The organism is Actinomadura violacea, assembly GCF_017573465.1.
In the GTDB taxonomy this organism is placed as follows: domain Bacteria; phylum Actinomycetota; class Actinomycetes; order Streptosporangiales; family Streptosporangiaceae; genus Spirillospora; species Spirillospora violacea.
This window is the reverse complement of record NZ_JAGEPF010000015.1, coordinates 205403-228694: the sequence shown is the minus strand read 5'-3', so window position 1 is coordinate 228694 and position 23292 is coordinate 205403. Positions and strand designations below refer to the sequence as shown.

The following is a 23292-nucleotide window of genomic DNA, read 5'->3' as shown; positions in this document are numbered from 1 at the left end:
GGGCGGGCGGGGTCAGGTGCGGTGGACGGCGAGGTCAGTGCGTCCGGGGGCCAGGTCGGCGCGCAGCACCAGGTCGTCGTCGTAGCCGCCGCCGTGTTCGGGCCGGTACGGGATGGGGGCGGCGGCGGGCAGGGCGGTGAGGCGGTCGTCGAGGCGGGCGGCGGCGTCGGCGCGCTCGGCGGGCCCGGCGCGGTCGGCGCCGGTGATCACCAGGGGCGGCAGGACGTCCATGCCGCTGTAGAACAGGGTGCCGTGCAGCAGGGGGAACAGGACGTCCTCGGCGTCGCCGTGGACGCCGCGGGGGCCGAGGCCGGTGGCGCGGGCGCCGGCGGTGGTGACCACGAGGGCGCGGTGCCCGGCCAGGCCGCCGTCGCCGTAGCGGCGGGCGCGGCCCTGCTGGTCGTGGACGCCGAAGGCGTAGCCCTGGACGAACACGCGGTCGAACCAGCCTTTGAGGATGGCGGGCATCCCGTGCCACCACAGCGGGAACTGCAGGATCAGCGTGTCGGCCCAGTCGAGCTTGGCGTGCTCGGCGCGGATGTCGGGGGCGAGCGCGCCGGTGGCGCGGGCGTGCTCGGTCGCGGGCCCGAGGCGCAGGGGTTCGCCGGGGTCGTGGGCGACGTCGCCGGGCCCGGCGACGGGGTTCCAGCGCATCGCGTACAGGTCGGAGTGGCGGACGCGGTGGCCGTGGCGCCGCAGGGTGGCGGTGCCGTGGTCGCGCAGGGCGCCGTTGAGGGAGCGCGGTTCGGGGTGGGCGAACACCCACAGCACGTTCATCGCGGATGCTTCCTTTCGTGTGGTCGGTGCCGGTTTCCGGTGTTCGATGCTGCCGGGGGTGCGGGCCGCCGGCGAGTGGCCGGTGAGCCATCATGTGCAAGGATCGGGCCATGAGCGTGAGTGCGGGCGGACGGCACCGGGTGGCGGTGCTGGTGCGCGACGGTGTGCTGCCGATGGAGCTGGGGCTGGTGCACCAGCTGTTCGGGCGGGCCCGGTCGGCCGCGGGCACCCCCCTGTACGAGGTGGTGTCGTGCGGGGTCGCGGCGGGTAAGGTGCGCACCGACGCCGATTTCGAGGTGCACGTCCCCGCGGGGCTGGCGGCGCTGCGGGACGCGGCGACGGTGGTGGTGCCGGCGTCGCACGAACTGGACGAGCGGTGCCCGGGCGCGGGCCCGGTGCCGGCGGCGCTGGTCGCAGCGCACCGGCGGGGCGCGCGGGTCGCCTCGATCTGCACGGGCGCGTTCGTGCTGGCCGCGGCGGGCCTGCTGGAGGGGCGGCGGGCGACGACGCACTGGCTGTCGGCGGACCGGTTCACCGCGATGTTCCCCTCGGTCGCCCTGGACCCGGCGGTGCTGTACGCCGACGAGGGCGACGTGCTGACCTCGGCGGGCGAGGCGGCCGGCATCGACCTGTGCCTGCACATGATCCGCCGCGACCACGGCGCGGCGGTCGCGGGGGACGTGGCGCGCCGCACCGTGGTGCCGCCGCACCGCGAGGGCGGGCAGGCGCAGTTCATCGCGCGTCCGGTGGCGGCGCCGCGGGAGGCGACGACGGGCCCGGCGCGGGCGTGGGCGCTGGAGCGGCTGCACGAGCCGCTGACGCTGGCGGAGCTGGCGGCGCGGGCGTCGATGAGCGTGCGGACGTTCACGCGCCGGTTCCGGCAGGAGGCGGGGGTGTCGCCGGCGGTGTGGCTGGCGCGGCAGCGGGTGGAGCGGGCGCGGCAGCTGCTGGAGGAGACCGACCTGCCGGTGGAGCGGGTGGCGGAGCGGTCGGGGTTCGGGACGGCGGCGTCGCTGCGGGCGCATCTGCAGGCGGCGGTGGGGGTGTCGCCGTCGGCGTACCGGGCGACGTTCCGCGGCCCGCAGGACGGCCCGCAGGACGGCCCGCAGGAGGGCGTGCGGGCGGGCGCGGCCCGCTGACCCGGCCGCCCCCGCCCGCACCCGCCCGCGCCGGGGCCGGTCAGGCGGGTTCGGTGTCGGTGAGCTCGGCGGGTTCGGCGATGACGTCGACCATCGCGCCGTTGCGCAGGACGGTGATCGGCAGCGGCCGGCCGATGGCGCCCTCGAACATCAGCCGCTGCAGCGACTGGGCGTGCGACACCGGCTGCCCGCCGGCGGTGAGGACCAGGTCGCCGCGGCGCAGCCCGGCGCGGTCGGCGGGCCCGCCGGGGACGACCTCGGCGACGCGCAGCGCCTCGTCCTGCCCGGTGCGGGCGCGCAGCGCGGGCGGGACGGGGACGGGCGCGGCGACCAGGCCGAGGTAGGCGCGGCGGACGCGGCCGTCGCGCATCAGCGCGGCGATGATGCGGCGGGTGGTGGCGTTGATGGGGACGGCGAGGCCGAGCCCGGCGCCCGCGACGGCGGTGTTGATCCCGACGACGCGGCCGCGGGAGTCGGCGAGGGCGCCGCCGGAGTTGCCGGGGTTGAGGGCGGCGTCGGTCTGGATGACGTCCTCGATGACGCGGGCGGCGCCGCCGCTGCGGGCGGGCAGGGACCGGCCGAGCGCCGACACCACCCCGGCGGTGACCGACCCGGCCAGGCCGAGGGGGTTGCCGACGGCGACGACGAGCTGCCCGACGACCAGGCGGTCACTGTCGCCGAGCGTCACCGGGCCGGGGGCGGCACCGTCGGCGCGGACGACGGCGAGGTCGGACAGCGGGTCGGTGCCGACGACGGTGAACTCGGCGGTGGACCCGTCGGCGAACGCGGCCTGCCCGCCGGCGGCGGCGCCGACGACGTGGGCGTTGGTGAGCAGGAACCCGTCGCCGGTGAACGCGACGGCGGATCCGGCGCCCTCGCCGCGCCGGTGCCGGACGCGCAGCGCGGCGACGCGGGGGGTGAGGTCGCGGGCGACGGCGGACACGGTGGCGGAGTAGGCGTCCAGGGCGTCGGATTCGGCGTCGGCGGGCCGCTCGGCGGGGCGGGGGTCGGGGGACGGGGACATCGCGTCACCTCCAGATGATTACAACATTACCGCGCAACATCCGAAAGCGGCGATGTGTTCCCCCGCCCGGCCCCGCGGGCGGTGCGGTCTCCGGGCCCGTCAGGGGGCGTCGTCGCCGAGGAGATCGGACCGCAGGACGCTGTACAGCACCTCGTCGCGGTACCGGCCGTCGCGGAACCCGAAGCCGCGCATCACGCCCTCGCGGGTGAAGCCCGCCTTCTCCAGGGCGCGCTGCTCGGCGAGGTTGCCGACCTCGGTCTCGGCCTGGATCCGGTGGGCGGTGGTGTGCGCGAACAGGTAGTCCACCAGCAGCCGCTGCGCCCGCGACCCGGCGCCGCGGCCCCGCGCCTCGGGCAGCAGCGCGATCCCGATGCTCCAGCACCACAGCGACCCGGCGGTGGGGACGCGGCGGTACGACACGATCCCGAGCAGGCCGTCGCCGTGCGCGATGGCGAGGGTGCCGGTGTCCTCCCCCAGCATCCCGTCCTGCTCGAAGCGGCGCCGGAACCGCCGCGGGTCGCTCCACCCCGCCCACAGGAACCGCCCGCACAGCCCGGGGTCGGTGCGCAGCCGCTCGATGACCGGCAGGTCCGCCTCGGCGACCGGCCGCAACTCCACATGATCGTCCACGGTCGCCACCGTAGGACGCGCCGCACCCGCCCCGCGACCCCCTTTCGAGGCGCCCGGCCGGCGCGGGGCGGGGGTCAGCGCAGGGTGGACAGGCCGCCGTCGACGTGCACGACCTGCCCGGTGACGTAGGCGGCGCGGTGCGACAGCAGGAACACCACCACGTCGGCGACCTCCCACGCGGTGCCCTGGCGGTGCATCGGGATCAGCGCGGCGGCCCGGTCGCGGGAGGTGTTCCCGCCGGAGGCGTCGCGGCCCATCACCGTGTCGATGAGGCCCGGCGCGACCACGTTGGCGCGCACGCCGCGCCCGGCGCCCTCGGCGGCGATGTGCCGGACCAGGCCCGCCTTGGACGCGTCGTAGGACGGCGACCGCGACCCCGGCTTGGTCCCGGCCAGCGACCCGATGAACACCATCGCGGCGCCGGCGTCCAGCGCGGGCAGCGCCGCCTTCCCGACCAGGAACGGCGCGCGCAGGTTCACCTGCATGACGCGGTCCCAGTCGGCCAGGCCGGTGCCGGCCAGCCCGTAGCCGATGCCGATGCCGGGGTTGAACACCACTCCGTCCAGGCCGCCGAGCTTCTCGGCCGCGCGCATGACGACGCGGTCGCAGGACTCGGGGTCGGTGACGTCGGCGATGACGACGTGCGCCCGGCCGCCCTCGGCGGCGATCATGCCGGCGGTCGCGCCGGCGGCGGCCTCGTCGACGTCGGCGCAGGCGACCTGCGCGCCCTCGCGGGCGGCGGTGACGGCGATCGCGCGGCCGTTGCCGACGGGCGCGGCGGGGTCGTCGCTGGGCCGGGTGCCGGCGCCGACGACCAGGATGCGGCGGCCGGGCAGCAGCGGGCCGCCGGCGGACGCGGGCGGCGCGGAGGGGTGCGGCGCGGGGGGACGCGGTGAGGGGTCGGGCATGCCCGGCACCGTAGCCGACCGGCCCCTGCCCCGCCCAGCCCCTCGCGCGGGCCCGGGCGCCCGGTGCGGGTGGCTAGGGTCGGGGGCCATGGACGTGATCGGGGAGGGCCGGGCGGAGCCGGTCGTGGTGGAGCGCGCCGAGGGCGTCGGCGGGGAGCTGGTGCTGCGCCGCGCGGGCGCCGACTACGAGATCATCAGCAACGGGGTGTTCCTGATGGACACCCGCAACGGCGAGTCCGAGCGGCTGCTGGTCCGCGCCGCCGTCGACGCCGTCCTGCGCGGCGACGGCGCCGGCGGTGCGCCGGTGCGGGTGCTGATCGGGGGGCTCGGCGTCGGGTTCTCCCTGGCCGAGGCGCTGGCCCACCCCGCCGTCGGGCACGTGACGGTGGTGGAGCGGGAACCGGCGGTGGTCGGCTGGCACGCCGGGCCGCTGCGCCCGTGGTCGCGCGGCGGCCTGGACGACCCGCGCGTCGCCCTCGTCCGCGCCGACCTGCTCGACGTCATCGCCGCACCGGGGCCCGGAGCGGCGGACGCGGCTGACGCGGCGGGATTCGACGCGGTGTGCCTGGACATCGACAACGGACCGCACTGGACCGTCACCCCCGGCAACGCCCGCCTGTACGGCCCGGACGGGCTGGATCTGCTCGCCGGGCGCCTCACCCCGCGCGGCGTGCTGGCGGTGTGGAGCGCGGGCGACGCGCCCGGCTTCCAGGAGCTGCTGGCGTCCCGGTTCGCGCAGGTGGAGGAGCTGCCGGTGCCGGTGCCGCGCGGTGAACCCGACGTGGTGTACCTGGCCCGCCGCCCGCGCCCGGCGGCCGCCGGCCGGCCGGGTCGGGGCGCTTGAACGGACCGCGCGCACTGTTCCGGATGACCCGTTCGCTAGGTTTCGGCTGACAACACCTTTAATGGGAGGTTCAGTGGCCACTGCTCACGCCGCCCGGCGGGGCCCCGCCGTCCTCGGCGACCTGCTGCCCGGTTCCCTCGCCCGCGACGCCGCGCTCGTCGCCGGCGCGGCCGCGTTCGTCGGCGTCGCGGCCCAGATCGCGGTGCCGCTGCCCGGCACCCCCGTGCCGGTCACCGGCCAGACCTTCGCCGTGCTGCTCGCCGGCGCCGCCCTCGGCTTCGGACGCGCCGGCCTCGGCATGATCGTCTACCTGCTGGCGGGCATGGCGGGCGTCCCCTGGTTCACCGACGGCGCCTCCGGCGCCGGCTTCCCGACGTTCGGCTACGTGCTCGGCTTCGTCGCCGCCGCGGCCGCCGTCGGCCGCCTCGCCGAGCGCGGCGGCGACCGCACCCCGCTGCGGACCGTCGCGACGATGCTGACCGGCACCGCCATCATGTACGCGGCGGGCGTCCCGTACCTGATGGCGTCCCTGCACGTCGGCCTCGGCAAGGCGCTGCACCTCGGCGTGACGCCGTTCCTGGCCGGCGACGCGCTGAAGGTCGCGCTCGCCGCGGCGCTGCTCCCGGCGGCATGGAAGCTGACGGGCCGCCTCACCGGCCGCCGCACCCCCTGACACCGCAGCCCGCCCCCTGCGTCCCCGCCCCCGTGCCACCGCCGCACGGGGGCGGGCGCATAGCAGCCCGCCCAGGCCCGGGACGCATGGGAGCGGACGGAGCGGGCATGTGCCGTCGAAGACCGCGCCGCGATGTGGCGCACACCTCACCGGACGCCGCCGCCCCGCCTGTTTGAACAGGTTCAATTCTGCCGTACAGTGGCTTGCGTGAAGCTCGCCGTGACAGCACCGGACCGCCTCGTCGTCCGCACCGCCGAGGTCGCCGACCCCGGCGACCTCGTCTCGAGACTTCCGCACCCCGCCGCCCTGGCCTGGATCCGCCACGGCGAAGGCATCGTCGGCTGGGGCGAAGCCGCCCGCATCACCCTGCCCGGCGGCGACGACCGCTTCAGCACCGCCACCGCGCTCCTGCGCGAACTGTTCGGCGCCGCCGACATCGACGACCCCGTCGCCCTCCCCGGCACCGGCCCCGTCGCCTTCGGCGGATTCGCCTTCGACCCCACCTCCCCCGACTCCGTCCTCATCGTCCCCCGCCGCGTCCTCGGCCGCCGCAACGGACGCGCCTGGCTCACCACCATCGGCGACGACGCCGACCCCCTCTCCCTCGTCCACCGCCCCCAGCCCCCCACCGGCCTCACCTGGGGCGACGGCGCCCTCACCGCACACGCCTGGGGCCAGGCCGTCGCCGCCGCCGTCCAGCGCATCCGCGGCGGCGCCCTCGGCAAGGTCGTCCTCGCCCGCGACCTCACCGCCACCGCCGACGGCCCCATCGACGCCCGCGTCCTGCTGCGCCGCCTCGCCGACCGCTTCCCCGGCTGCTACACCTTCTCCTGCGCCGGCCTCGTCGGCGCCACCCCCGAACTGCTCATCCGCCGCACCGGCGGCGACATCGAATCCCTCGTCCTCGCCGGCACCACCGCCCGCGGCGACACCCCCGCCGCCGACCACGACCGCGCCACCCGCCTGTTCGCCTCCGCCAAGGACCGCGAAGAGCACCGCTACGCCGCCGACATGGTCCGCGACGCCCTCGCCCCCCTCTGCAACGACCTGCACGTCCCCGCCGAACCCGAACTGCTCACCCTCCCCAACCTGCACCACCTCGCCTCCCCCCTGCGCGGCCGCCTCACCGCCGACCGCTCCGTCCTCGACGTCGTCGCCGCCCTGCACCCCACCCCCGCCGTCTGCGGCACCCCCACCGCCACCGCCATGGACCTCATCCGCGAACTCGAAGGCATGGACCGCGGCCGCTACGCCGGCCCCGTCGGCTGGATCGACGCCCGCGGCGACGGCGAATGGGGCATCGCCCTGCGCTGCGCCCAGCTCGACGGCACCCGCGCCCGCCTCTTCGCCGGCTGCGGCATCGTCGCCGACTCCGACCCCGCCGCCGAACTCGCCGAAGCCGCCACCAAGTTCCGCGCCATGCAGTACGCCCTGCAGGGCTGAACCACCCTCCCCGCCACGCCACACTGGTCCCGTGCGCGCGTCCCGCCTGCTGTCCCTCCTCCTGCTGCTGCAGACCCGCGGCCGCATGACCGCCCGCGACCTCGCCGACGAACTCGAAGTCTCCGTCCGCACCGTCTACCGCGACGTCGAATCACTGTCGGCCGCAGGCGTCCCCGTCTACGCCGACCGCGGCCCCGACGGCGGATACCGCCTCCTGGAGGGCTACCGCACCCGCCTCACCGGACTCACCACCGGCGAAGCCGAATCCCTCTTCCTGTCCGGCATGCCCGGCCCCGCCTCCCAGCTCGGCCTCGGCGACGTCGCCGCCGCCGCCGAACTCAAACTCATGGCCGCCCTCCCACCCGACCTGCGCACCCGCGCCGCACGCATCCGCGAACGCTTCCACCTCGACGCCCCCGGCTGGTTCCGCGCCCCCGACGACGTCCCCCACCTGCAGGCCGTCGCCGACGCCGTCTGGAACCAGCAGCGCATCCGCGTCCTGTACAGCCGCTGGGCACGACCCCAGCAGGTCGAACGCGTCCTGGAACCCATCGGCGTCGTCCTCAAGGCCGGCACCTGGTACCTCATCGCCCACCACCCCGACCCCGGCGCACCGGCAGAGACCGCACCCGCACCGGACGCGGCGCCCCGCACCTACCGCGTCTCCAAGATCCTCACCCTGCAGCCGCTCCCCCAGCGGTTCGAACGCCCACCCGGCTTCGACCTCGCCGCCTACTGGGACGCCTACGCCGCCCGCTTCGAAGCCGACTCCTACCGCGACCAAGCCACCGTCCGCCTCTCCCCCGCCGGCCTCGAACGCGCCCCCATACTCCTGCCGCCCGTCATGGCACGCGCCCTCCACGACAACGCCGAACCACCCGACCCCACCGGCTGGACCCCCGTCACCCTCCCCGTCGAATCACTCCGCCACGCCCACGTCGAATTCCTCAAACTCGGCGCCGACGTCGAAGTCCTCGCCCCACCCCGGCTGCGCGACATGATGACCGGCACCGCACGCGCCCTCGCCGCCCACTACCTGCACTGACACACCCGCGCCCGCTCACACCTCCCGCGGCTGGCACCCCGGACACCAGAACAGATTCCGCGCCGCCAGCTCCGCCGCCGCCACCGCCGTCCCGCACACCAGGCACGCCGACCCCGCACGCCGGTACACGTACACCTCACCACCATGATCGTCCACCCGCGGCGGACGCCCCATCGCCTCCGGCGTGTGCTCCGGACGCACCGTGTCGATCCGCCCCGACCGCACCCCCTCCGCCATCAGCACCACCAGATCCGCCCACACCGCCGACCACCGCTCCCGCGACAGCGCCCGCCCCGGCAGCATCGGATCGATCCCCTGCCGGAACAGCACCTCCGCCCGGTAGATGTTCCCCGGCCCCGCGATCACCGACTGGTCCATCAGCAGCGCCGCGATACTCGTCCGGCTCCGCGAGATCCGCGCCCACGCCCGTTCCGGGTCCGCGTCCGCCCGCAACGGATCCGGCCCCAGCCGGTCCCGCAGCAGCTTCACCCCGCCCGGCTCCAGCAGCTCGCACGCGTTCGGGCCCCGCAGATCCGCGTACCCGCCCGCACCCGCCAGCCGCAACCGCACCGCCCCCTGCGGCTCGGGCACCGGCAGCCCACCGAACCGCCACGTCCCATAGATCCCCAGATGGACGTGCAGGACGCGGTCGTCGTCGAACTCCAGCAGCAGATGCTTGCCGTGCGCGTCCGCCGCGGCCAGCACACGGCCGTCGATCTCGGCCGCACCCGCCGCGAACCGGCCCTGCGGGCTCCCGGCGGCGACGGGACGGCCGCCGAACACCCGCTGGTGCTCGGCGGCCAGACGATGGAGGGTATGTCCTTCGGGCATGACGCCCGCAATCCTACGGTCACCCCGGCCCCAAGGTCACCGCAACGGCGCGGTCACCGCAGCGACGCACCCACCGCCCGCATGTGCCCCAGCGCCTGCCGGTACGACTCCACCAGCCCCGTCTCGGTGAACGGCAGCCCCACCGCCGCGCAGTGCGCCCGCACCAGCGGCTGCACCCGCCGCAGGCTGCACCGCGGGATCCCCGGGAACAGGTGGTGCTCGATCTGGTAGTTCAACCCGCCCATCAGCCAGTCCACCACCGCACCGCCCCGCACGTTCCGCGACGTCAGCACCTGCCGCCGCAGATGCCCCCACCGCTCACCCGGCTCCGGCATCGCCATCCCCTTGTGGTTCGGCGCGAACACCGACCCCAGATGCACACCGAACAGCGCATGGTGCAGCGCCATGAACACGACCGCCTTCACCGGCGACAGGAACGTGAACGCCAGCGACAGGTACACCACCGCGTGCAGCGCCAGCAGACCGCCCTCCACCAGCTGGTCCCGCCGCGACCTCCCCCGCAGGTACAGCACGCTGCCCACCTTCAGGTTCAGCCCCTCCAGCGTCAGCAACGGGAAGAACAACCCCGCCTGATGCCGCGCCACCCACCGCAGCAACCCCCGCTGCCGCGACGCCTGCCCCTCCGTCCACGCCAGAACACCCTCCCCCACGTCCGGGTCCTTGCCGACATGGTTCGGATTGGCGTGGTGCCGGTTGTGCTTGTCGGTCCACCAGCCCTGCCCCATCCCCAGCAGCAGGTTCCCCAGCACCAGCCCCAGCCACCGGTTCACCCGCGCCGACCGCGCGATCTGACGGTGCCCCGCGTCATGCCCCAGGAACCCCGTCCGCGCCGACAGCACCGCCAGCGGAACCCCCAGCAGCACCGCCCACCAGCTCGCCCCCGCCCACGCCACCGCCCCCCACACCGCCGCCGTCGCCGCCAGGTTCAACCCGATCGCCCGCGCGTAGTAGCCGGGACGCCGGTCCAGCAGCCCGCTCGCGCGGACCTGCCGCGCCAGCGGAGCGAAATCACTGCCGGCCGCCCGTGCGGGCGGGGCGTCGAGGGTCGCGGTCATCGGGGCCTCCATCGGATCGTCGCGTTGCCTGACCCGAAGCTACGGAGACGATCACCGAGCGGTCGCCACGCTGCGGAGCCAACCCCGCCCTGGCTCCCAGGTCCCGGTACCCCCCACCCGCCATCGCCCCCGCGGACCACACCGCCGCCGCCCCGCGACGACCCCGGACGGACCCGCAACGCCCACCGACCCGGACCCTGCATCAAAGACGGAACATCACGTCCATATAGGGTCAGAAGCCATGAGCGAACCGACGCGGTGGATCGACCTTGACGGAGCCGTCAACGCCCGAGACCTCGGCGGGCTCCCCACCGCCGACGGAGGCGCCACCCGGCGCGGCCGCGTCCTGCGCTCCGACAACCTCCAGGACCTCACCGTCGCCGACGTCCGCGTCCTCATCGACGAGTACCACCTCAAGAACGTCATCGACCTGCGCAGCGACGCCGAGGTCCGCCTCGAAGGCCCCGGCCCCCTCGTCCGCGTCCCCTCCGTCACCCTCCACCAGCTCTCGCTGTTCCCCGAAGGCGGCCGCCGCACCGACGTCACCGCCGACACCCCCGACCGCGCCGACGTCGTCAAGGCCCTCCCCTGGCAGGGCCGCGACGCCGAGGGCACCGAACTCGACCGCTCCACCGGCCACTACCTCGGCTACCTGCGCGACCGCGGCGACAACATCGCCGCCGCCCTGCGCGTCATGACCCGCACCGACGGCTCCTCCCTCGTCCACTGCGCCGCCGGAAAGGACCGCACCGGCGTCGTCTGCGCCCTCGCCCTCGACCTCGCCGGCGTCACCCGCGAGGCGATCGTCGCCGACTACGCCATGACCGGCGAACGCATCGACGCCGTCCTCGGACGCCTGCGCGCCAGCGACACCTACGCCGCCGACCTGGACTCCCGCCCCGCCGACAGCCACCTCCCCCACGCCGCCATCATGGAGAAGCTCCTCGCCCGCATCGACGAGGAGTTCGGCGGCACCGAAGGCTGGCTCACCGGCCACGGCTGGACCACCGAGGATACCGACGCCCTCCGCGAGCGCCTCCTCGGCTGACCGGCCCCGCCACGTGTTCGAGCGCACGTGTACGGCCACGCCTCACGGGTAGCGCCGGGGAACACCGACACCACCCGGAGGCCACGCCGATGAAGCCGAAGCCGCGCTCACCGCACCTCGCCGCCCTGCGCGCGCTCGCCGACCCCACCGTCCGCCCGCGCGACCTCCGCCGCACCCTGGGCGTCGAGCCCGCCACCCGGCGCTGGCTCATCGGCGGCGTGCTGCCGCTCTGGCTCGCCGCCGGCCTCGCCGACTGGCAGCGCCACCGCAGGACCTGCATCGAGACCACCGCCGGCGCCCGCGAATCCATGATCCACGCGCTGATGATGACCGAGGCCGGCGTGCCCGTGGCGCTCGGCCTGTTCTGCGAGGTCAACCCCGGCGTGCTGGCCACCTGCGCCGGCGCGCTCGCCGTCCACGGCGCCACCGCGTACTGGGACGTCAGCTACGCCGAGGAGCGCCGCCGCGTCACCCCGCTCGAACAGCACATCCACAGCCTCCTGGAAGTCGTCCCGCTCATGGCCACCGGCTTCCTGACCGTCCTGTACTGGGACCAAGCGCGCGCTCTCACCGGCAAGGACGGCTGGCCCGACTTCCGGGTCCGCCTCAAGCGCCGCGACCCGCTGTCCCGCAGGACCCGCATCGCGCTGCTGACCGCGATGGGCCTGTTCGGCGCGCTGCCCTACGCCGAGGAGATGATCCGCTGCCTACGTGCCCGCCCCACCTTCGAACCGCAGCCGGCCGCCGAGCCCGCGCCCACGCCGACGTTGTCCATCCCGGCAGACCCGGAGCACGCCACCGCCGAGTGATCTCCGCGAGACTCCTCGGCGTGGCGGAGGGGTTTGTCATTGCAGCGCATGATTATGCTTCCCGCCCAGTGCCTTTACATTGTAAGTTGAAGATTGAAACATTAGAGGGCGGTGCCTGCGGGCGCCGCCCTCTCCAGGTCTCAGGCGAACAGGTCGCGGACGGCGGCGTGCGCCGCCTTGCGCATCTCCGCGTGCAGCACCGCGTTCCCCTCGCGGTCCGTGCGGGCCTCCACGATCCGCAGCCCCTCCCCCGCCATTACCTTCGGCAGGTCCGCGGCCGCCCCCAGCCGCCGGTACGGGACGCCGTGCGCCGCCGCCACCGCTTCCAGGTCCACATGGTGCGGCGTGCCGAAGACCCGCTCGAACGGGCCGGCCAGCGCCGCCTGCGGGAGCAGCGAGAAGATCCCGCCGCCCTGGTTGTTCACCACGATGATCGCCAGGTCCGGGCGCCGGTCATGCGGCCCGATGATCAGCCCGTTCTGGTCGTGCAGGAACGCCAGGTCGCCGAGCAGCGCGTAGGACCGGCCGCTGTGCGCCAGCGCCGCCCCGATCGCCGTGGAGATCAGCCCGTCGATCCCGCTGGCGCCCCGGCTCGCCATGATCCGGATGCCCCGCCGCGGCCGCATCACCTGGTCCAGGTCGCGGATCGGCATGCTCGCCGCCGTGAACAGCAGCGACCCGCCCGGCATCGCCGCGACCAGGTCCCGCGCGAGCCGCGGCTCGCTGACCTCGGGGACGCCGTCCAGCACGGCGTCGACCGCCGCCGCGGCCGCCAGGTCCGCCGACCGCCACGACTTCAGCCACGCGTCGTCGCCCGACACCACCGGAATCTCGATCTCAGGCGCCACCTGCGTCGCCGACCGCACCGGGTCCGGCCAGTGCGCGAGGTCCGGGGCCAGCACGATGTGCTCCTCGGCGCGGCGCAGCAGCGACAGCAGCGGACGCGACAGCCCCGGCTTGCCCAGCGTCACCACCACCTCGGGACGGTGCCGCTCCACGAACTCCGGAATCCCCAGCAGGAAGTGATGCGAGGTCAGCGCGTGGTCGCCGTAGCGGGCGTTGCCGTTCGGCTCCGACAGCACCGGCCAGCCCGCCATCGACGCCGCCGCCACGTACCGCTTGACGTTGACCGCGCCGTCGCCGACCACCAGCACGCCGCGCCGCGTCGGCGGGACGTGCAGCACCGAGCCGGGCGTCGCCGCCCGCACCTTCGTCCACGCGCCGGTCGCGTCGCCGTCCAGCGGCTCGCACCACGACTCATCGCCGTCGGGGATCAGCGGCTCGCGGAACGCCGCGTTCAGGTGCACCGGACCCGGCACCGGCGCCTGCGCCAGCCCCCACGCCCGGCTCACCAGCGACCGCCAGTACGCCACCATCCCCGGACGGTTCTCCGGCACGCCGACCTCGGTGCTCCACCGCGCCGCCGTCCCGTACAGCTTCACCTGGTCGATCGTCTGGTTCGCGCCGGTGTCGCGCAGCTCCGGCGGACGGTCCGCGGTGATCACGATCAGCGGGACCGCCGACTCGTGCGCCTCCACCACCGCCGGGTGGAAGTTCGCCGCCGCCGTCCCCGACGTGCACACCAGCGCCACCGGACGCCCGGACCGCTTGGCCATCCCGAGGCCCAGGAACGACGCCGACCGCTCGTCGATCCGCACGTGCAGCCGGACCCGGCCGGCCTCCTCCGCGGCGTGCAGAGCCAGCGCCAGCGGCGCCGACCGCGACCCCGGGGCCAGCACCGCGTCGGTCATGCCGCACCGCAGCAGCTCGTCGACCAGGACGGTCGCCAGCGCGGTCGCCGGGTTCATCTGCCCACCTCGACCATCGGCGGGCCCGGCAGGAACGCCTGCGCGCCGGCCGCGCGGCGCCGCCACGCCTCCTCCAGGTCGGGCGGCGCGGCGAACTTCAGCAGCGCCTGCTCGTCCAGCACCGGCCGGCGCACCTCGATCTCACCGCCGGACTCGCGCAGCGGATCGCGCACGACGTCGCCCTCCATCAGCGACAGCGTCCCGAGCCCGCACGCGTAGGGCAGGTCCGGCAGCGCGGCGGCCAGCGCCACCCCCGCCGCCAGCCCCACCGACGTCTCCACGGCGCTCGACACCACCACCGGCAGCCCGCACGCCTCCGCGACCTCCAGCGCCGCCCGCACACCGCCGAGCGGCTGCACCTTCAGCACCGCGACGTCCGCGGCGCCCGCCGCCCGGACCTTCAGCGGGTCCTCGGCGCGGCGGATCGACTCGTCCGCGGCGATCGGGACGTCCACCATCCGCCGCACCCGCGCCAGCTCCTCCAGCGTCGCGCACGGCTGCTCGGCGTACTCCAGCTCCCACCGGTCCAGCGACCGGATCATGCGGGCGGCGTGGTCGACGTCCCAGCCGCCGTTGACGTCGATGCGGACCCGGCCGTCCGGCCCGATGGCGTCGCGGACGGCCTCGACCCGCGCGAAGTCGTCGGCGTCGTCCTGGCCGCGCTCGGCGACCTTCACCTTCGCGGTCCGGCAGCCGGACGCCTTGGTCATCTCGAACGCCCGGTCGGGGCCGACCGCCGGGATCGTCACGTTCACCGGGATCCGGTCGCGGACCGGGGCGGGAAAGCCCTCGTGCGCGGCCTCCCGCGCCGCCGCCAGCCAGCGGGCGCACTCGGCCGGCCCGTAGTCGGCGAACGGCGAGAACTCGCCCCATCCGGCGGGGCCCTGGAACAGGACGCCCTCCCGGCGCGTCACACCGCGGAACCGCGTCCGCATCGGGATGGCGAAGACCCGCACCCGCTGACCCCCTGACCTGCCTATCGAATCACGGTATTCCGGACCACACCGTGAGCATTTAGTAGTACCACGGGTGGCGCGACCAGTCGGGGTCGCGCTTCTCCAGGAACGCGTCGCGGCCCTCGGCGGCCTCGTCGGTGCCGTAGGCCAGCCGCGTCGCCTCCCCGGCGAACACCTGCTGCCCCACCAGCCCGTCGTCGATCAGGTTGAACGCGAACTTCAGCATCCGCTGCGCCGTCGGGCTCTTCCCATTGATCTTGCGGGCCCACTCCAGCGCCGTCGCCTCCAGCTCGGCGTGCGGGACGACCGCGTTCACCATGCCCATCCGGTGCGCGGCCTCGGCATCGTAGGTGTCGCCGAGGAAGAAGATCTCCCGCGCGAACTTCTGGCCGACCTGCCGCGCCAGGTACGCCGACCCGAACCCGCCGTCGAAGCTCGCCACGTCCGCGTCGGTCTGCTTGAACCGGGCGTGCTCGCGGCTGGCGAGGGTGAGGTCGCACACCACGTGCAGGCTGTGCCCGCCGCCCGCGGCCCACCCCGGCACCACGCAGATCACGACCTTGCCCATCATCCGGATCAGCCGCTGCACCTCCAGGATGTGCAGCCGCCCCGCCCGCGCCGGGTCGATGGTGTCGGAGGTCTCGCCCTCGGCGTACTTGTAGCCGTCCTTGCCGCGGATGCGCTGGTCGCCGCCGGAGCAGAACGCCCACCCGGCGTCCTTGGGCGACGGCCCGTTCCCGGTCAGCAGCACGCACCCGACGTCGGACGACATCCGCGCGTGGTCCAGCGCCCGGTACAGCTCGTCGACCGTGTGGGGGCGGAACGCGTTGCGGACCTCCGGCCTGTCGAACGCGATCCGGACGGTGCCCTGGTCCACGGCCCGGTGGTAGGTGATGTCGGTGAAGCCGAAGCCCTCGACCTCTTTCCAGGCGTCCGCGTCGAACAGCTCCGAGACCATGTGTTCCTCTCCCGTCGGGGCCCGCGTCGATCCGGGTCGCCCCCATTCAACCGCCCCGCGGTTTGAACGCGTTCAGCGGGGTCGCCTACCCTGATGAGATCATGGATCGCCGCCTCCACGCCGTCGTGCTGCCGCCCGGGCCCCGCCTGTTCCGGGCGCTCGCCGACGCCCTCGACGGCGGACCCGCCGTCTGCCCCCTCTCCCCCGACCTGCCCGCGCCCGCGCTGGCGGCCCTGCTCGACGCGCTCGCCCCCGACGCCGTCGAGACCGAGGACGGGCTCACCCCCCACCGCACCGCCGGCGAGCACGCCCCGCCCGCCGACGGCACCGCCGTGCTGATCGCCACGTCCGGCTCCACCGGCGCCCCCAAGTTCGTCGAGCTGACGGCCGGCGCGCTGCGCCACTCCGCCGCAGGCACCCTCGCCCGCATCGAGGCCGCGCCCGGCGACCGCTGGCTGTGCTGCCTGCCCACCAGCCACATCGCGGGCCTGCAGGTCCTCGTCCGGTCCCTGCTCGCCGGCACCGACCCGATCATCGCGCCCCGCTTCGACACCGCCGCCGTCACCGCCGCGGGACCCGTCCACATCTCCCTCGTCCCCACCCAGCTGCGCCGCCTCCTGGACGCCGGCGCCGACCTGTCCGGGCTCGGCGCGATCGTCCTCGGCGGCGCCGCCGCCGCGCCCGGCCTGCTCGCCGAGGCCCGCGACCGCGGCGGCCGCGTCTTCACCACCTACGGGATGAGCGAGACCTGCGGCGGCTGCGTCTACGACGGCACCCCCCTGGACGGCATGCGCGCCGAGCTCGGCGCCGACGGCCGGATCCGGCTCGCCGGCCCGTCGCTGTTCACCGGCTACCGGCTGCGCCCCGACCAGACCGCCGCGGTCCGCGACGGCGAATGGTTCGTCACCCAGGACCTCGGCGCCCTGGAGGACGGCCGGCTCCGCGTCCGCGGCCGGATCGACGATGTGATCAACACCGGCGGGGAGAAGGTCGTCGCCGGCGAGGTCGCCACCGCGCTGTCGCACCACCCCAAGGTCCGCGACGTCGTCGTGGTGGGACGCCCCGACCCCGAATGGGGCGAACGGGTCACCGCCGTCGTCGTGCCCGCCGCCGACCCGCCCGCCCTGCCCGAACTGCGCGCCTTCGTCCGCGAGACGATGCCCGCCGCCGCCGCGCCCCGCGAGCTGGAACTGGTCGAGGCGATCCCGCTGCTGGCCTCCGGCAAGCCCGACCGCGCCTGGCTGCGCACCGCGCGGTGACACCCGTACCGCCCGGGGCGGGCGGGGCGCATGGCACGGCGGCGATCGGGGGAGGACGACCGGCATGGGCGGACAGCGCGAGGAGCCGGAGAACGAGAGCGGCCTGACCGTCCTGCTGGCGTTCCTCGCCAACCTGGGCATCGCCATCGCCAAGATCGTCGCGGCGCTGGTCACCGGGTCGGCGTCGATGGCCGCCGAGGCCGCGCACTCGATCGCCGACACCTTCAACGAGATCCTGCTCATGGTGGGGTTGCGCCGCAGCGGCCGGCCCGCCGACCGGCGGCACCCGTTCGGCTACGGCAAGGAGCGCTACATCTGGACGCTGCTCGTCGCCGTCGCGATCTTCGGCATGGGCGCGCTGTTCTCCTACTACCAGGGCTTCCAGACCCTCTTCGGGTCCCGGTCGGGCGCGGAGACCGACCCGCTGATCGGCTACATCGTCCTCGCGGTCGCGTTCGTGCTGGAGGGGACGTCCTGGCAGCAGGCCCTGCGGCAGACCCGCGCCGCGGCCCGCGAGGAGTCGCTGCCGTTCCTCGCCTACATCCGCCGCACCGACGAGCCCACCGCGATCAGCGTCCTGCTGGAGGACTCCGCCGCCCTGGTCGGCCTGCTCCTGGCGTTCGGCGGGCTCGGCCTGCACCAGGCCACCGGCTCGCCGGTCTGGGACGGCATCGGGTCGGTTCTCATCGGCGTGCTGCTCACCGTCGTCGCGGTGATCCTCGGCCGCATCAACCTGAACCTGCTGATCGGCAACCAGGCCGATCCGCGGATCGTCGACGACGTCCGCGCCCGGCTGTACGCCGCGCCCGAGGTGGAATGGGTCGTCGATATCATCACGATGACGGTCGGCGCCGACCGCGTGCTGGTCTGCGCCCGCCTGGACTTCCGGGACGCGCTCACCTCCGGCGACGTCGAGCGCGCCTGCGTCCGGATGGCGCGCGAGCTGCGCGACGCCCACGAGGAGATCGACGAGGTGTTCCTCGAACCGGTCCCCCGCGACGATCCCGAGCTGCGCAAACGCGTGATCGCGCGGTACGGCCGGACGCTGCGGCCGGAGAACCGGGGAGGCTAGTGGCGTTGCTCACAGTGCAACGGCCCGGCGCCTTTACGAAGTAAGGTCAGATTTCGGCCGGTCGGACCGCATGGAACGCCCCGCACCGGGCATCATCGGCCACCGGATCGTCCCCCTTGCGATCCCTCTGAGGAGCGCCGATCCGGCCCGGCCGGGAACAACGGGGCCGCCGTGCGACGTTCCCCTCTATGCGTGCGCCCGCAGCGAACGACAATCCGCGCCGCATCCACACACCGAAGGGAGAGGGGTGTCCCCATGCCGCGAAGCGCTATCGAGACCCCGCTCACGGAGTCGGCGAGCCCCGCACTCGACGACCTCCTGAAGCGCGGCCGCGCCCAAGGGCGCCTCTCGCTCGACGAGGTGAGAGGCGCCTTCGAGACCGCCGGCCTCAGCCCCGCGCAGGGCCGCTCGATCCTGCGCGAGCTGTCGGAGGCCGGGATCAGCCTGGCCGGGGAGCCCGACACCGTCCGCAAGATGGCCGCGGCCGCCGACCACGACGGCGGCGACACCGCCCAGGCCACCCCCGGCGCCGCGGGCAAGAAGGGCGCCGCGCGCAAGAGCACCGGCAAGACCGCCGGCGGCCGGACCCGCCGGACGGCCAAGGCCGCCGCCAAGACCGGCGACGCCGACGTCCCCGAAGAGGGTTTCGAGGTCACCGAGGTCGAGGCCGCCGACTCCCCCGCCGACCTGGACGACCAGTCCACCACCATGGGCGACTCGGTCCACACCTACCTCAAGGCGATCGGCCGCCGTCAGCTGCTCACCGCCGAGCAGGAGGTCGACCTCGCCAAGCGCATCGAGGCCGGACTGTACGCCGAGCACAAGCTGGAGACCGAGAAGCTCACCCCGCGGCAGCGCGCCGACCTGGAGTGGGTCGCCGCCGACGGGCGCCGCGCCAAGGCCCACATGCTCGAGGCCAACCTCCGGCTCGTGGTGTCGGTCGCCAAGAAGTACTCCGACCGCGGCCTGTCGCTGCTGGACGTCGTCCAGGAGGGCAACCTCGGGCTGATCCGCGCCGTGGAGAAGTTCGACTACTCCAAGGGCTACAAGTTCTCCACCTACGCGATGTGGTGGATCCGGCAGGCGATCCAGCGCGGCTTCGCCGACTCGGCCCGCACCATCCGGCTGCCCGTGCACGTGCTGGAGATGCTGAGCAAGCTCAGCCGGGTCGAGCGCGACATGCACCAGCGGCTCGGCCGCGAGCCCACCCCCGAGGAACTGGCCGTCGAGCTGGACAAGAGCCCCGAGCAGGTCCGCGAGCTGCTGCGCACCAGCCGCCAGCCGATCAGCCTGGACTCCACCATCGGCGAGGACGGCGAGACCCGCATCGGCGACCTCATCGAGGACACCGACAGCCCCGAGGCGTCCGAGCTCGTCGACCGGCAGCTGATGGCCGACCAGCTGCGCCGCACCCTCGACATCCTGTCGCCCCGCGAGGCCAAGATCATGGCGATGCGGTTCGGGCTGTACGACGGGACGCCGCGCACCCTCGACGAGATCGGCAAGGCCCTCGGCCTGACCCGCGAGCGGATCCGGCAGCTGGAGAAGGAGTCGCTGTCCAAGCTGCGGCACCCCAGCAACGCCCGCCCGCTGCTGGACTTCGCCGTCTGACGAGGCCCGCGCACGACGAAACGGCGCCCGCCGGATCCATCGACGGATCCGGCGGGCGCCGCCGTGCTTCCGGGTCCGGGCTCAGCGGCCCCGGACGGCGAACGCCAGGAACTCGGTGACCTCCTGGGCGTCGAAGTTGTCGTCGGAGCAGATCACGAGCGTCCGCTCCCCCGACTTCAGCCGCGGGCCCCAGCCCATGCCCTCCAGGTTCTGCGCCGGGGAGGCGTACCGGCCGAGGTCGGCGACCAGGTGCTTGCGGACCGGACGGTACTTGCCGCCCTTCGCCAGGCTGTCGCGCGCCAGCACGTTCGTCGCACCGCGGGTGTCGAACTCGTACAGCCTGATCTTGTAGCCGACGCCCTGCAGCCACGACCGCTCCAGCGCCAGGTAGCGGTGGTCGTCGATCGCCAGGATCTCCGACACGCCGCTGTCGGCGACACCGCCCGGCGGGACGGGCGCGGCCGGCAGCCGGTCCACCTGGTAGGCGTACTGCGCCCGGACCCTCCCGTGCCTGGTCCACATCGTCAGCCGGGTGGCGGCGCCGTGCCGCACCGTCGGCAGCGGGCCGTCCTCGTAGCGCGGGCCCTCGATCATCCCGGCGATGGTGTGCGGCGCGATCGCCAGCGCCTCCATGCCGAAGTTGCGGCGCGGCCCGTGGTGGCCGGTGGTGAGCCGCAGGTCCTTCGGCAGCGGCAGCAGGCCGTGGTACCTGCCGTCGCGGCCCGCCCACTGGACGGTCAGCGGCGCGAGCGGCACCTGATGGGTCTCGTCGGGCCGGTCGCCCTCGTTGCCCCACAGCACCCGGTGGCGGCGCGGGTCGTAGCGGATCGACTCGGGGTCGACCGAGCGGGGCTTGCCGAACCCGGGGTAGGGCTTGCCGTCCGGGCCGGTCATGGTGTGCACGCCGGTGATCTTCACGCCGTCGAAGCGGCCCGTCCGGCGGTCGATGTCGACGCGGCCGGTGTAGAAGCGGGCCGGGTCGTACCGCCACCGGTCGTCGGAGATCATGTACCAGTCGCCGGTGCGCGGGTCGCGGTCGAGGCCCGACAGGCCGCCGACGGTCGTGCCCTGGAACCTCATCAGGTGCGGCAGCCGCTTCTCCCCCAGGAACCGCGCGATCCGCAGCCCCCCGTGCGGGCCGGCGGGCGCGGCGGCGCCGCCCGTCCGCTCCGCGGCCCGCGCCGGGGCCCGCACGACCGCCGGAACCGCCACCGCAGCGAGGACGGCGGCCGTCGCCGCCGTCCCCCGCACCATCGTCCGATGCCCGTTCACCTGTCCACCGTCACTTTCCGCGTCCGACCGAACTCGCTTCGTAGCGGGCTCAGTATGGTGCATCACGCACCGTGACGGCAGGGTTTCCGGTGGTGTTCCGTACGGGGCCCCCGGTCAGTCGGAGTGGCGGAACTCGATGATCGCGATGCCCATCAGGCCGACTCCCATGCCGAGCACGATGAGGATCTCCAGCCAGACCGGGACGACCCACCCGTTCCAGGTGACGCCCGGGTCGAAGGTGCGCCGCAGCGCCGGCGTGAGGTCCAGGTGGGAGAAGACCGCCTGGCGCAGCGGGTCGACCGCGTAGGTGAGCGGGTTGAACCGGGTCAGCACCGTCAGCCACGCCGGCAGCCCGTTCAGCGGGTACAGCGCGCCGGACAGGAACATCATCGGCATCATCGCCATCTGCATGAGGCCGAAGAACGACTGCATCTGCTTGATCCGCGCGGCCATCATCACGCCGAACCCGGTCAGCGCGAACGCCCCCAGGAACATCAACCCCAGCAGCTCCAGGATCAGGACGGGGTCGTAGGGCACCCCGGCGAGCCCGGCCAGCGCGACGATCACCGCGCCCTGCAGCGTCGCCACCAGCGCGCCGCCGATGCACTTGCCGATCACGATCGAGCTGCGGCTGACCGGCGCGACGAGCATCTCGCGCAGGAACCCGAACTCGCGGTCCCACACGATCGACCCGGCGGAGAACATCGCGGTGAACATCACCGACATCGCGCACACGCCGGGGAAGATGAACGTCTTCAGGTCGATGTTCCCGTGCGCACCGCCGCTGGCCATCAGGTTCGACAGGCCGGTGCCCATCACCAGCAGCCACAGCACCGGCTGCACCAGCCCCGACACCATCCGCAGCTTGTCGCGCCAGAACCGGATCAGCTCGCGGTGCAGGACGATCTTCACCGCGCGCACGTCCTGGCGCAGCCCCGGCTCGGGCACCCGGACCCGCACCACGTCGGCGACCGGCACCGCGGCCCCGGGCGAGCCCGCCCGCGTCGAACTCGTCATCTCATCTCCTCGCCGCGCGCATCGCCATGCGCATCCTGTCGGTGGAGCCGGCCTCGGCATCGCGGATCGTCGAGCCGGTGAACGACATGAAGACGTCGTCCAGGGACGGCCGGGACACGCTCACCGACCGGATCGGGACGTCCAGCTCGGCGAACAGCCGCGGCACGAACGCCTCGCCGGAGGCCACCGAGAAGGCGACGGCGCCCTCCGACATGCCGGCCTCCAGCCCGAACCGGTCCCGGAGCGCGGCGATCGCGGCCTCGTCGTCGGCGGTCTGGATGCGGACCCGGTCCTCGCCGACGCCCGCCTTGAGCGCCTCGGGGGTGTCCAGCGCGACGATCCGCCCCGAGTCCATGATCGCGATGCGGTCGCAGAACTCGGCCTCGTCCATGTAGTGGGTGGTCATGAAGATGGTGATCTCTTCGGCGTCCTTGAGCTGCCGGATGTAGTCCCAGATGGACGAGCGGGTCTGCGGGTCCAGCCCGACGGTCGGCTCGTCCAGGAACAGCACCCGCGGCGAGTGCAGCAGGCCGCGCGCGATCTCCAGCCGGCGCTTCATGCCGCCGGAGTAGGTCTGCACCAGGTCCGCGCGCCGGTCCCAGAGCCCGACCATCTCCAGCACCTGCCGGATGCGGTCGGCGGTCACGTTGCGCGGCACGCCGTACAGCTCGGCGTGGAAGCGCAGGTTCTGCTCGCCGGACAGGTAGCCGTCGAGCGTCGGGTCCTGGAAGACCAGGCCGATGTTGCGGCGCACGCTGTCGCGCTCGGCCACCACGTCGTAGCCGGCGACCCGGGCGGTGCCGGCGGTCGGCTTCAGCAGCGTGCAGAGCATGTTGATCGTGGTGGACTTGCCGGCGCCGTTCGGGCCGAGGAATCCGAAGATCTCTCCCGGGGCCACGGTGAGGCCGATGCCCCGGACGGCCTCCACCTCGCCGAATTTCCTGATCAGGCCGTCGACCTCGACGGCGGGTCCCCCGCCGGGCATGGGGCCTCCCCTCCGATGGAGATGTGCCCATATTTTGGGCTTTCCAACGGTAGGAGTAGCCTATCTCTCACGTCAAGAGAGATAGGACATTCCAAGCGATCTCGAGG

At 74.3% G+C, this 23292-nt stretch carries 22 protein-coding genes; 10 read left to right on the top strand and 12 right to left on the bottom strand.

The genetic code is table 11. The annotated features are described in order from the left end of the window. Window positions 1–12: 12 nt before the first annotated feature. Window positions 13–777, bottom strand: coding sequence for an NAD(P)H-dependent oxidoreductase (locus J4709_RS25075; RefSeq protein ID WP_208244241.1), 765 nt, complete (start codon window positions 775–777; stop codon window positions 13–15). Window positions 778–887: 110 nt separating this feature from the next. On the opposite strand from J4709_RS25075, the gene J4709_RS25070 reads away from it, so the two are divergent. Then, on the top strand, window positions 888–1916 hold the full coding sequence (locus J4709_RS25070; protein WP_208244240.1) for a GlxA family transcriptional regulator: 1029 nt from the start codon (window positions 888–890) through the stop codon (window positions 1914–1916). A 40-nt stretch (window positions 1917–1956) separates the two neighbouring features. Here the strand turns inward: J4709_RS25070 and J4709_RS25065 are convergent, their stop codons facing one another. From J4709_RS25065 to J4709_RS25055, 3 genes are all read right to left on the bottom strand, one after another. Further along, window positions 1957–2940, bottom strand: a complete 984-nt coding sequence (locus tag J4709_RS25065) for a S1C family serine protease (protein WP_208244239.1) — start codon at window positions 2938–2940, stop codon at window positions 1957–1959. A gap of 99 nt (window positions 2941–3039) precedes the next feature. Continuing rightward, a complete protein-coding gene (locus J4709_RS25060; protein WP_208244238.1) occupies window positions 3040–3570 on the bottom strand; it encodes a GNAT family N-acetyltransferase in 531 nt (176 codons plus the stop codon). Between the two features lie 74 nt (window positions 3571–3644). After that, the gene (locus tag J4709_RS25055) at window positions 3645–4478 is read right to left on the bottom strand and encodes an SDR family NAD(P)-dependent oxidoreductase (protein ID WP_208244237.1); all 834 of its coding nucleotides are present in this window, start codon (window positions 4476–4478) and stop codon (window positions 3645–3647) included. Window positions 4479–4566: 88 nt separating this feature from the next. Between J4709_RS25055 and J4709_RS25050 the strand changes: the two genes are divergently transcribed. The 4 genes from J4709_RS25050 to J4709_RS25035 all read left to right on the top strand — a co-directional run bounded on the left by J4709_RS25050 (window position 4567) and on the right by J4709_RS25035 (window position 8483). Continuing rightward, window positions 4567–5322 (top strand): spermidine synthase family protein, encoded by a 756-nt coding sequence (locus tag J4709_RS25050; RefSeq protein WP_208244236.1) that lies wholly within the window; start codon window positions 4567–4569, stop codon window positions 5320–5322. 73 nt (window positions 5323–5395) lie between these two features. Next, the gene (locus J4709_RS25045; protein ID WP_208244235.1) at window positions 5396–5995 is read left to right on the top strand and encodes a biotin transporter BioY; all 600 of its coding nucleotides are present in this window, start codon (window positions 5396–5398) and stop codon (window positions 5993–5995) included. Window positions 5996–6202: 207 nt separating this feature from the next. Then, on the top strand, window positions 6203–7438 hold the full coding sequence (locus J4709_RS25040; protein ID WP_307801520.1) for an isochorismate synthase: 1236 nt from the start codon (window positions 6203–6205) through the stop codon (window positions 7436–7438). Between the two features lie 31 nt (window positions 7439–7469). Then, window positions 7470–8483 carry a helix-turn-helix transcriptional regulator gene (locus tag J4709_RS25035; protein WP_208244233.1) on the top strand — a complete coding sequence of 338 codons (1014 nt, stop codon included), beginning with the start codon at window positions 7470–7472 and terminating at the stop codon, window positions 8481–8483. Between the two features lie 15 nt (window positions 8484–8498). Here J4709_RS25035 and J4709_RS25030 read toward each other — a convergent pair whose 3' ends face one another. Together J4709_RS25030 and J4709_RS25025 are read right to left on the bottom strand one after the other, a co-directional pair. Then, window positions 8499–9314 carry an Fpg/Nei family DNA glycosylase gene (locus J4709_RS25030; RefSeq protein WP_208244232.1) on the bottom strand — a complete coding sequence of 272 codons (816 nt, stop codon included), beginning with the start codon at window positions 9312–9314 and terminating at the stop codon, window positions 8499–8501. 53 nt (window positions 9315–9367) lie between these two features. Continuing rightward, window positions 9368–10390, bottom strand: a complete 1023-nt coding sequence (locus tag J4709_RS25025) for a fatty acid desaturase family protein (protein WP_232384002.1) — start codon at window positions 10388–10390, stop codon at window positions 9368–9370. Between the two features lie 241 nt (window positions 10391–10631). Between J4709_RS25025 and J4709_RS25020 the strand changes: the two genes are divergently transcribed. Together J4709_RS25020 and J4709_RS25015 are read left to right on the top strand one after the other, a co-directional pair. Then, window positions 10632–11438: a tyrosine-protein phosphatase gene (locus J4709_RS25020; protein ID WP_208244230.1), complete on the top strand. Its 807-nt coding sequence runs from the start codon at window positions 10632–10634 to the stop codon at window positions 11436–11438. Between the two features lie 89 nt (window positions 11439–11527). Next, on the top strand, window positions 11528–12247 hold the full coding sequence (locus J4709_RS25015; protein ID WP_208244229.1) for a diguanylate cyclase: 720 nt from the start codon (window positions 11528–11530) through the stop codon (window positions 12245–12247). A 140-nt stretch (window positions 12248–12387) separates the two neighbouring features. Here J4709_RS25015 and menD read toward each other — a convergent pair whose 3' ends face one another. The 3 genes from menD to J4709_RS25000 form a co-directional block, all read right to left on the bottom strand. Next, complete coding sequence (gene menD, locus J4709_RS25010; protein WP_208244228.1) at window positions 12388–14055, bottom strand: 2-succinyl-5-enolpyruvyl-6-hydroxy-3-cyclohexene-1-carboxylic-acid synthase; 1668 nt, start codon at window positions 14053–14055, stop codon at window positions 12388–12390. Further along, window positions 14052–14990 (bottom strand): o-succinylbenzoate synthase, encoded by a 939-nt coding sequence (locus J4709_RS25005; RefSeq protein ID WP_232384050.1) that lies wholly within the window; start codon window positions 14988–14990, stop codon window positions 14052–14054. Before J4709_RS25005 ends, menD begins: the two co-directional genes overlap by 4 nt. Window positions 14991–15069: 79 nt before the next feature. Next, window positions 15070–15969 carry a 1,4-dihydroxy-2-naphthoyl-CoA synthase gene (locus J4709_RS25000; protein WP_208244226.1) on the bottom strand — a complete coding sequence of 300 codons (900 nt, stop codon included), beginning with the start codon at window positions 15967–15969 and terminating at the stop codon, window positions 15070–15072. 101 nt (window positions 15970–16070) lie between these two features. Here J4709_RS25000 and J4709_RS24995 point away from each other — a divergent pair, with 101 nt between their 5' ends. The 3 genes from J4709_RS24995 to J4709_RS24985 all read left to right on the top strand — a co-directional run bounded on the left by J4709_RS24995 (window position 16071) and on the right by J4709_RS24985 (window position 19911). Continuing rightward, a complete protein-coding gene (locus J4709_RS24995) occupies window positions 16071–17228 on the top strand; it encodes an AMP-binding protein (protein ID WP_208244225.1) in 1158 nt (385 codons plus the stop codon). A gap of 64 nt (window positions 17229–17292) precedes the next feature. After that, complete coding sequence (locus J4709_RS24990) at window positions 17293–18300, top strand: cation diffusion facilitator family transporter (RefSeq protein ID WP_208244224.1); 1008 nt, start codon at window positions 17293–17295, stop codon at window positions 18298–18300. Window positions 18301–18555: 255 nt separating this feature from the next. Further along, window positions 18556–19911, top strand: coding sequence for an RNA polymerase sigma factor (locus tag J4709_RS24985; RefSeq protein ID WP_208244223.1), 1356 nt, complete (start codon window positions 18556–18558; stop codon window positions 19909–19911). An 81-nt stretch (window positions 19912–19992) separates the two neighbouring features. On the opposite strand, the gene J4709_RS24980 is transcribed toward J4709_RS24985, so the two are convergent. From J4709_RS24980 to J4709_RS24970, 3 genes are all read right to left on the bottom strand, one after another. Then, window positions 19993–21183 (bottom strand): esterase-like activity of phytase family protein, encoded by a 1191-nt coding sequence (locus J4709_RS24980; RefSeq protein ID WP_307801518.1) that lies wholly within the window; start codon window positions 21181–21183, stop codon window positions 19993–19995. Window positions 21184–21297: 114 nt separating this feature from the next. Then, complete coding sequence (locus tag J4709_RS24975; RefSeq protein WP_208244222.1) at window positions 21298–22200, bottom strand: ABC transporter permease; 903 nt, start codon at window positions 22198–22200, stop codon at window positions 21298–21300. 1 nt (window position 22201) lies between these two features. After that, complete coding sequence (locus J4709_RS24970) at window positions 22202–23185, bottom strand: ATP-binding cassette domain-containing protein (protein WP_208244221.1); 984 nt, start codon at window positions 23183–23185, stop codon at window positions 22202–22204. Between the last annotated feature and the right edge of the window lie 107 nt (window positions 23186–23292).

Bases quoted from the DNA above. Each gene is read 5' to 3' on its own strand.
- J4709_RS24990 (WP_208244224.1), top strand. From the start codon at position 17,293: ATGGGCGGACAGCGCGAGGAGCCGGAGAACGAGAGCGGCCTGACCGTC.
- J4709_RS25065 (WP_208244239.1), bottom strand. From the start codon at position 2,940: ATGTCCCCGTCCCCCGACCCCCGCCCCGCCGAGCGGCCCGCCGACGCC.
- J4709_RS25015 (WP_208244229.1), top strand. From the start codon at position 11,528: ATGAAGCCGAAGCCGCGCTCACCGCACCTCGCCGCCCTGCGCGCGCTC.
- menD (WP_208244228.1), bottom strand. From the start codon at position 14,055: ATGAACCCGGCGACCGCGCTGGCGACCGTCCTGGTCGACGAGCTGCTG.
- J4709_RS25055 (WP_208244237.1), bottom strand. From the start codon at position 4,478: ATGCCCGACCCCTCACCGCGTCCCCCCGCGCCGCACCCCTCCGCGCCG.
- J4709_RS25050 (WP_208244236.1), top strand. From the start codon at position 4,567: ATGGACGTGATCGGGGAGGGCCGGGCGGAGCCGGTCGTGGTGGAGCGC.
- J4709_RS25030 (WP_208244232.1), bottom strand. From the start codon at position 9,314: ATGCCCGAAGGACATACCCTCCATCGTCTGGCCGCCGAGCACCAGCGG.
- J4709_RS25005 (WP_232384050.1), bottom strand. From the start codon at position 14,990: ATGCGGACGCGGTTCCGCGGTGTGACGCGCCGGGAGGGCGTCCTGTTC.
- J4709_RS25025 (WP_232384002.1), bottom strand. From the start codon at position 10,390: ATGACCGCGACCCTCGACGCCCCGCCCGCACGGGCGGCCGGCAGTGAT.
- J4709_RS24985 (WP_208244223.1), top strand. From the start codon at position 18,556: ATGCCGCGAAGCGCTATCGAGACCCCGCTCACGGAGTCGGCGAGCCCC.
- J4709_RS24995 (WP_208244225.1), top strand. From the start codon at position 16,071: ATGGATCGCCGCCTCCACGCCGTCGTGCTGCCGCCCGGGCCCCGCCTG.
- J4709_RS25000 (WP_208244226.1), bottom strand. From the start codon at position 15,969: ATGGTCTCGGAGCTGTTCGACGCGGACGCCTGGAAAGAGGTCGAGGGC.
- J4709_RS25020 (WP_208244230.1), top strand. From the start codon at position 10,632: ATGAGCGAACCGACGCGGTGGATCGACCTTGACGGAGCCGTCAACGCC.
- J4709_RS25070 (WP_208244240.1), top strand. From the start codon at position 888: ATGAGCGTGAGTGCGGGCGGACGGCACCGGGTGGCGGTGCTGGTGCGC.
- J4709_RS24970 (WP_208244221.1), bottom strand. From the start codon at position 23,185: ATGCCCGGCGGGGGACCCGCCGTCGAGGTCGACGGCCTGATCAGGAAA.
- J4709_RS24975 (WP_208244222.1), bottom strand. From the start codon at position 22,200: ATGACGAGTTCGACGCGGGCGGGCTCGCCCGGGGCCGCGGTGCCGGTC.
- J4709_RS25075 (WP_208244241.1), bottom strand. From the start codon at position 777: ATGAACGTGCTGTGGGTGTTCGCCCACCCCGAACCGCGCTCCCTCAAC.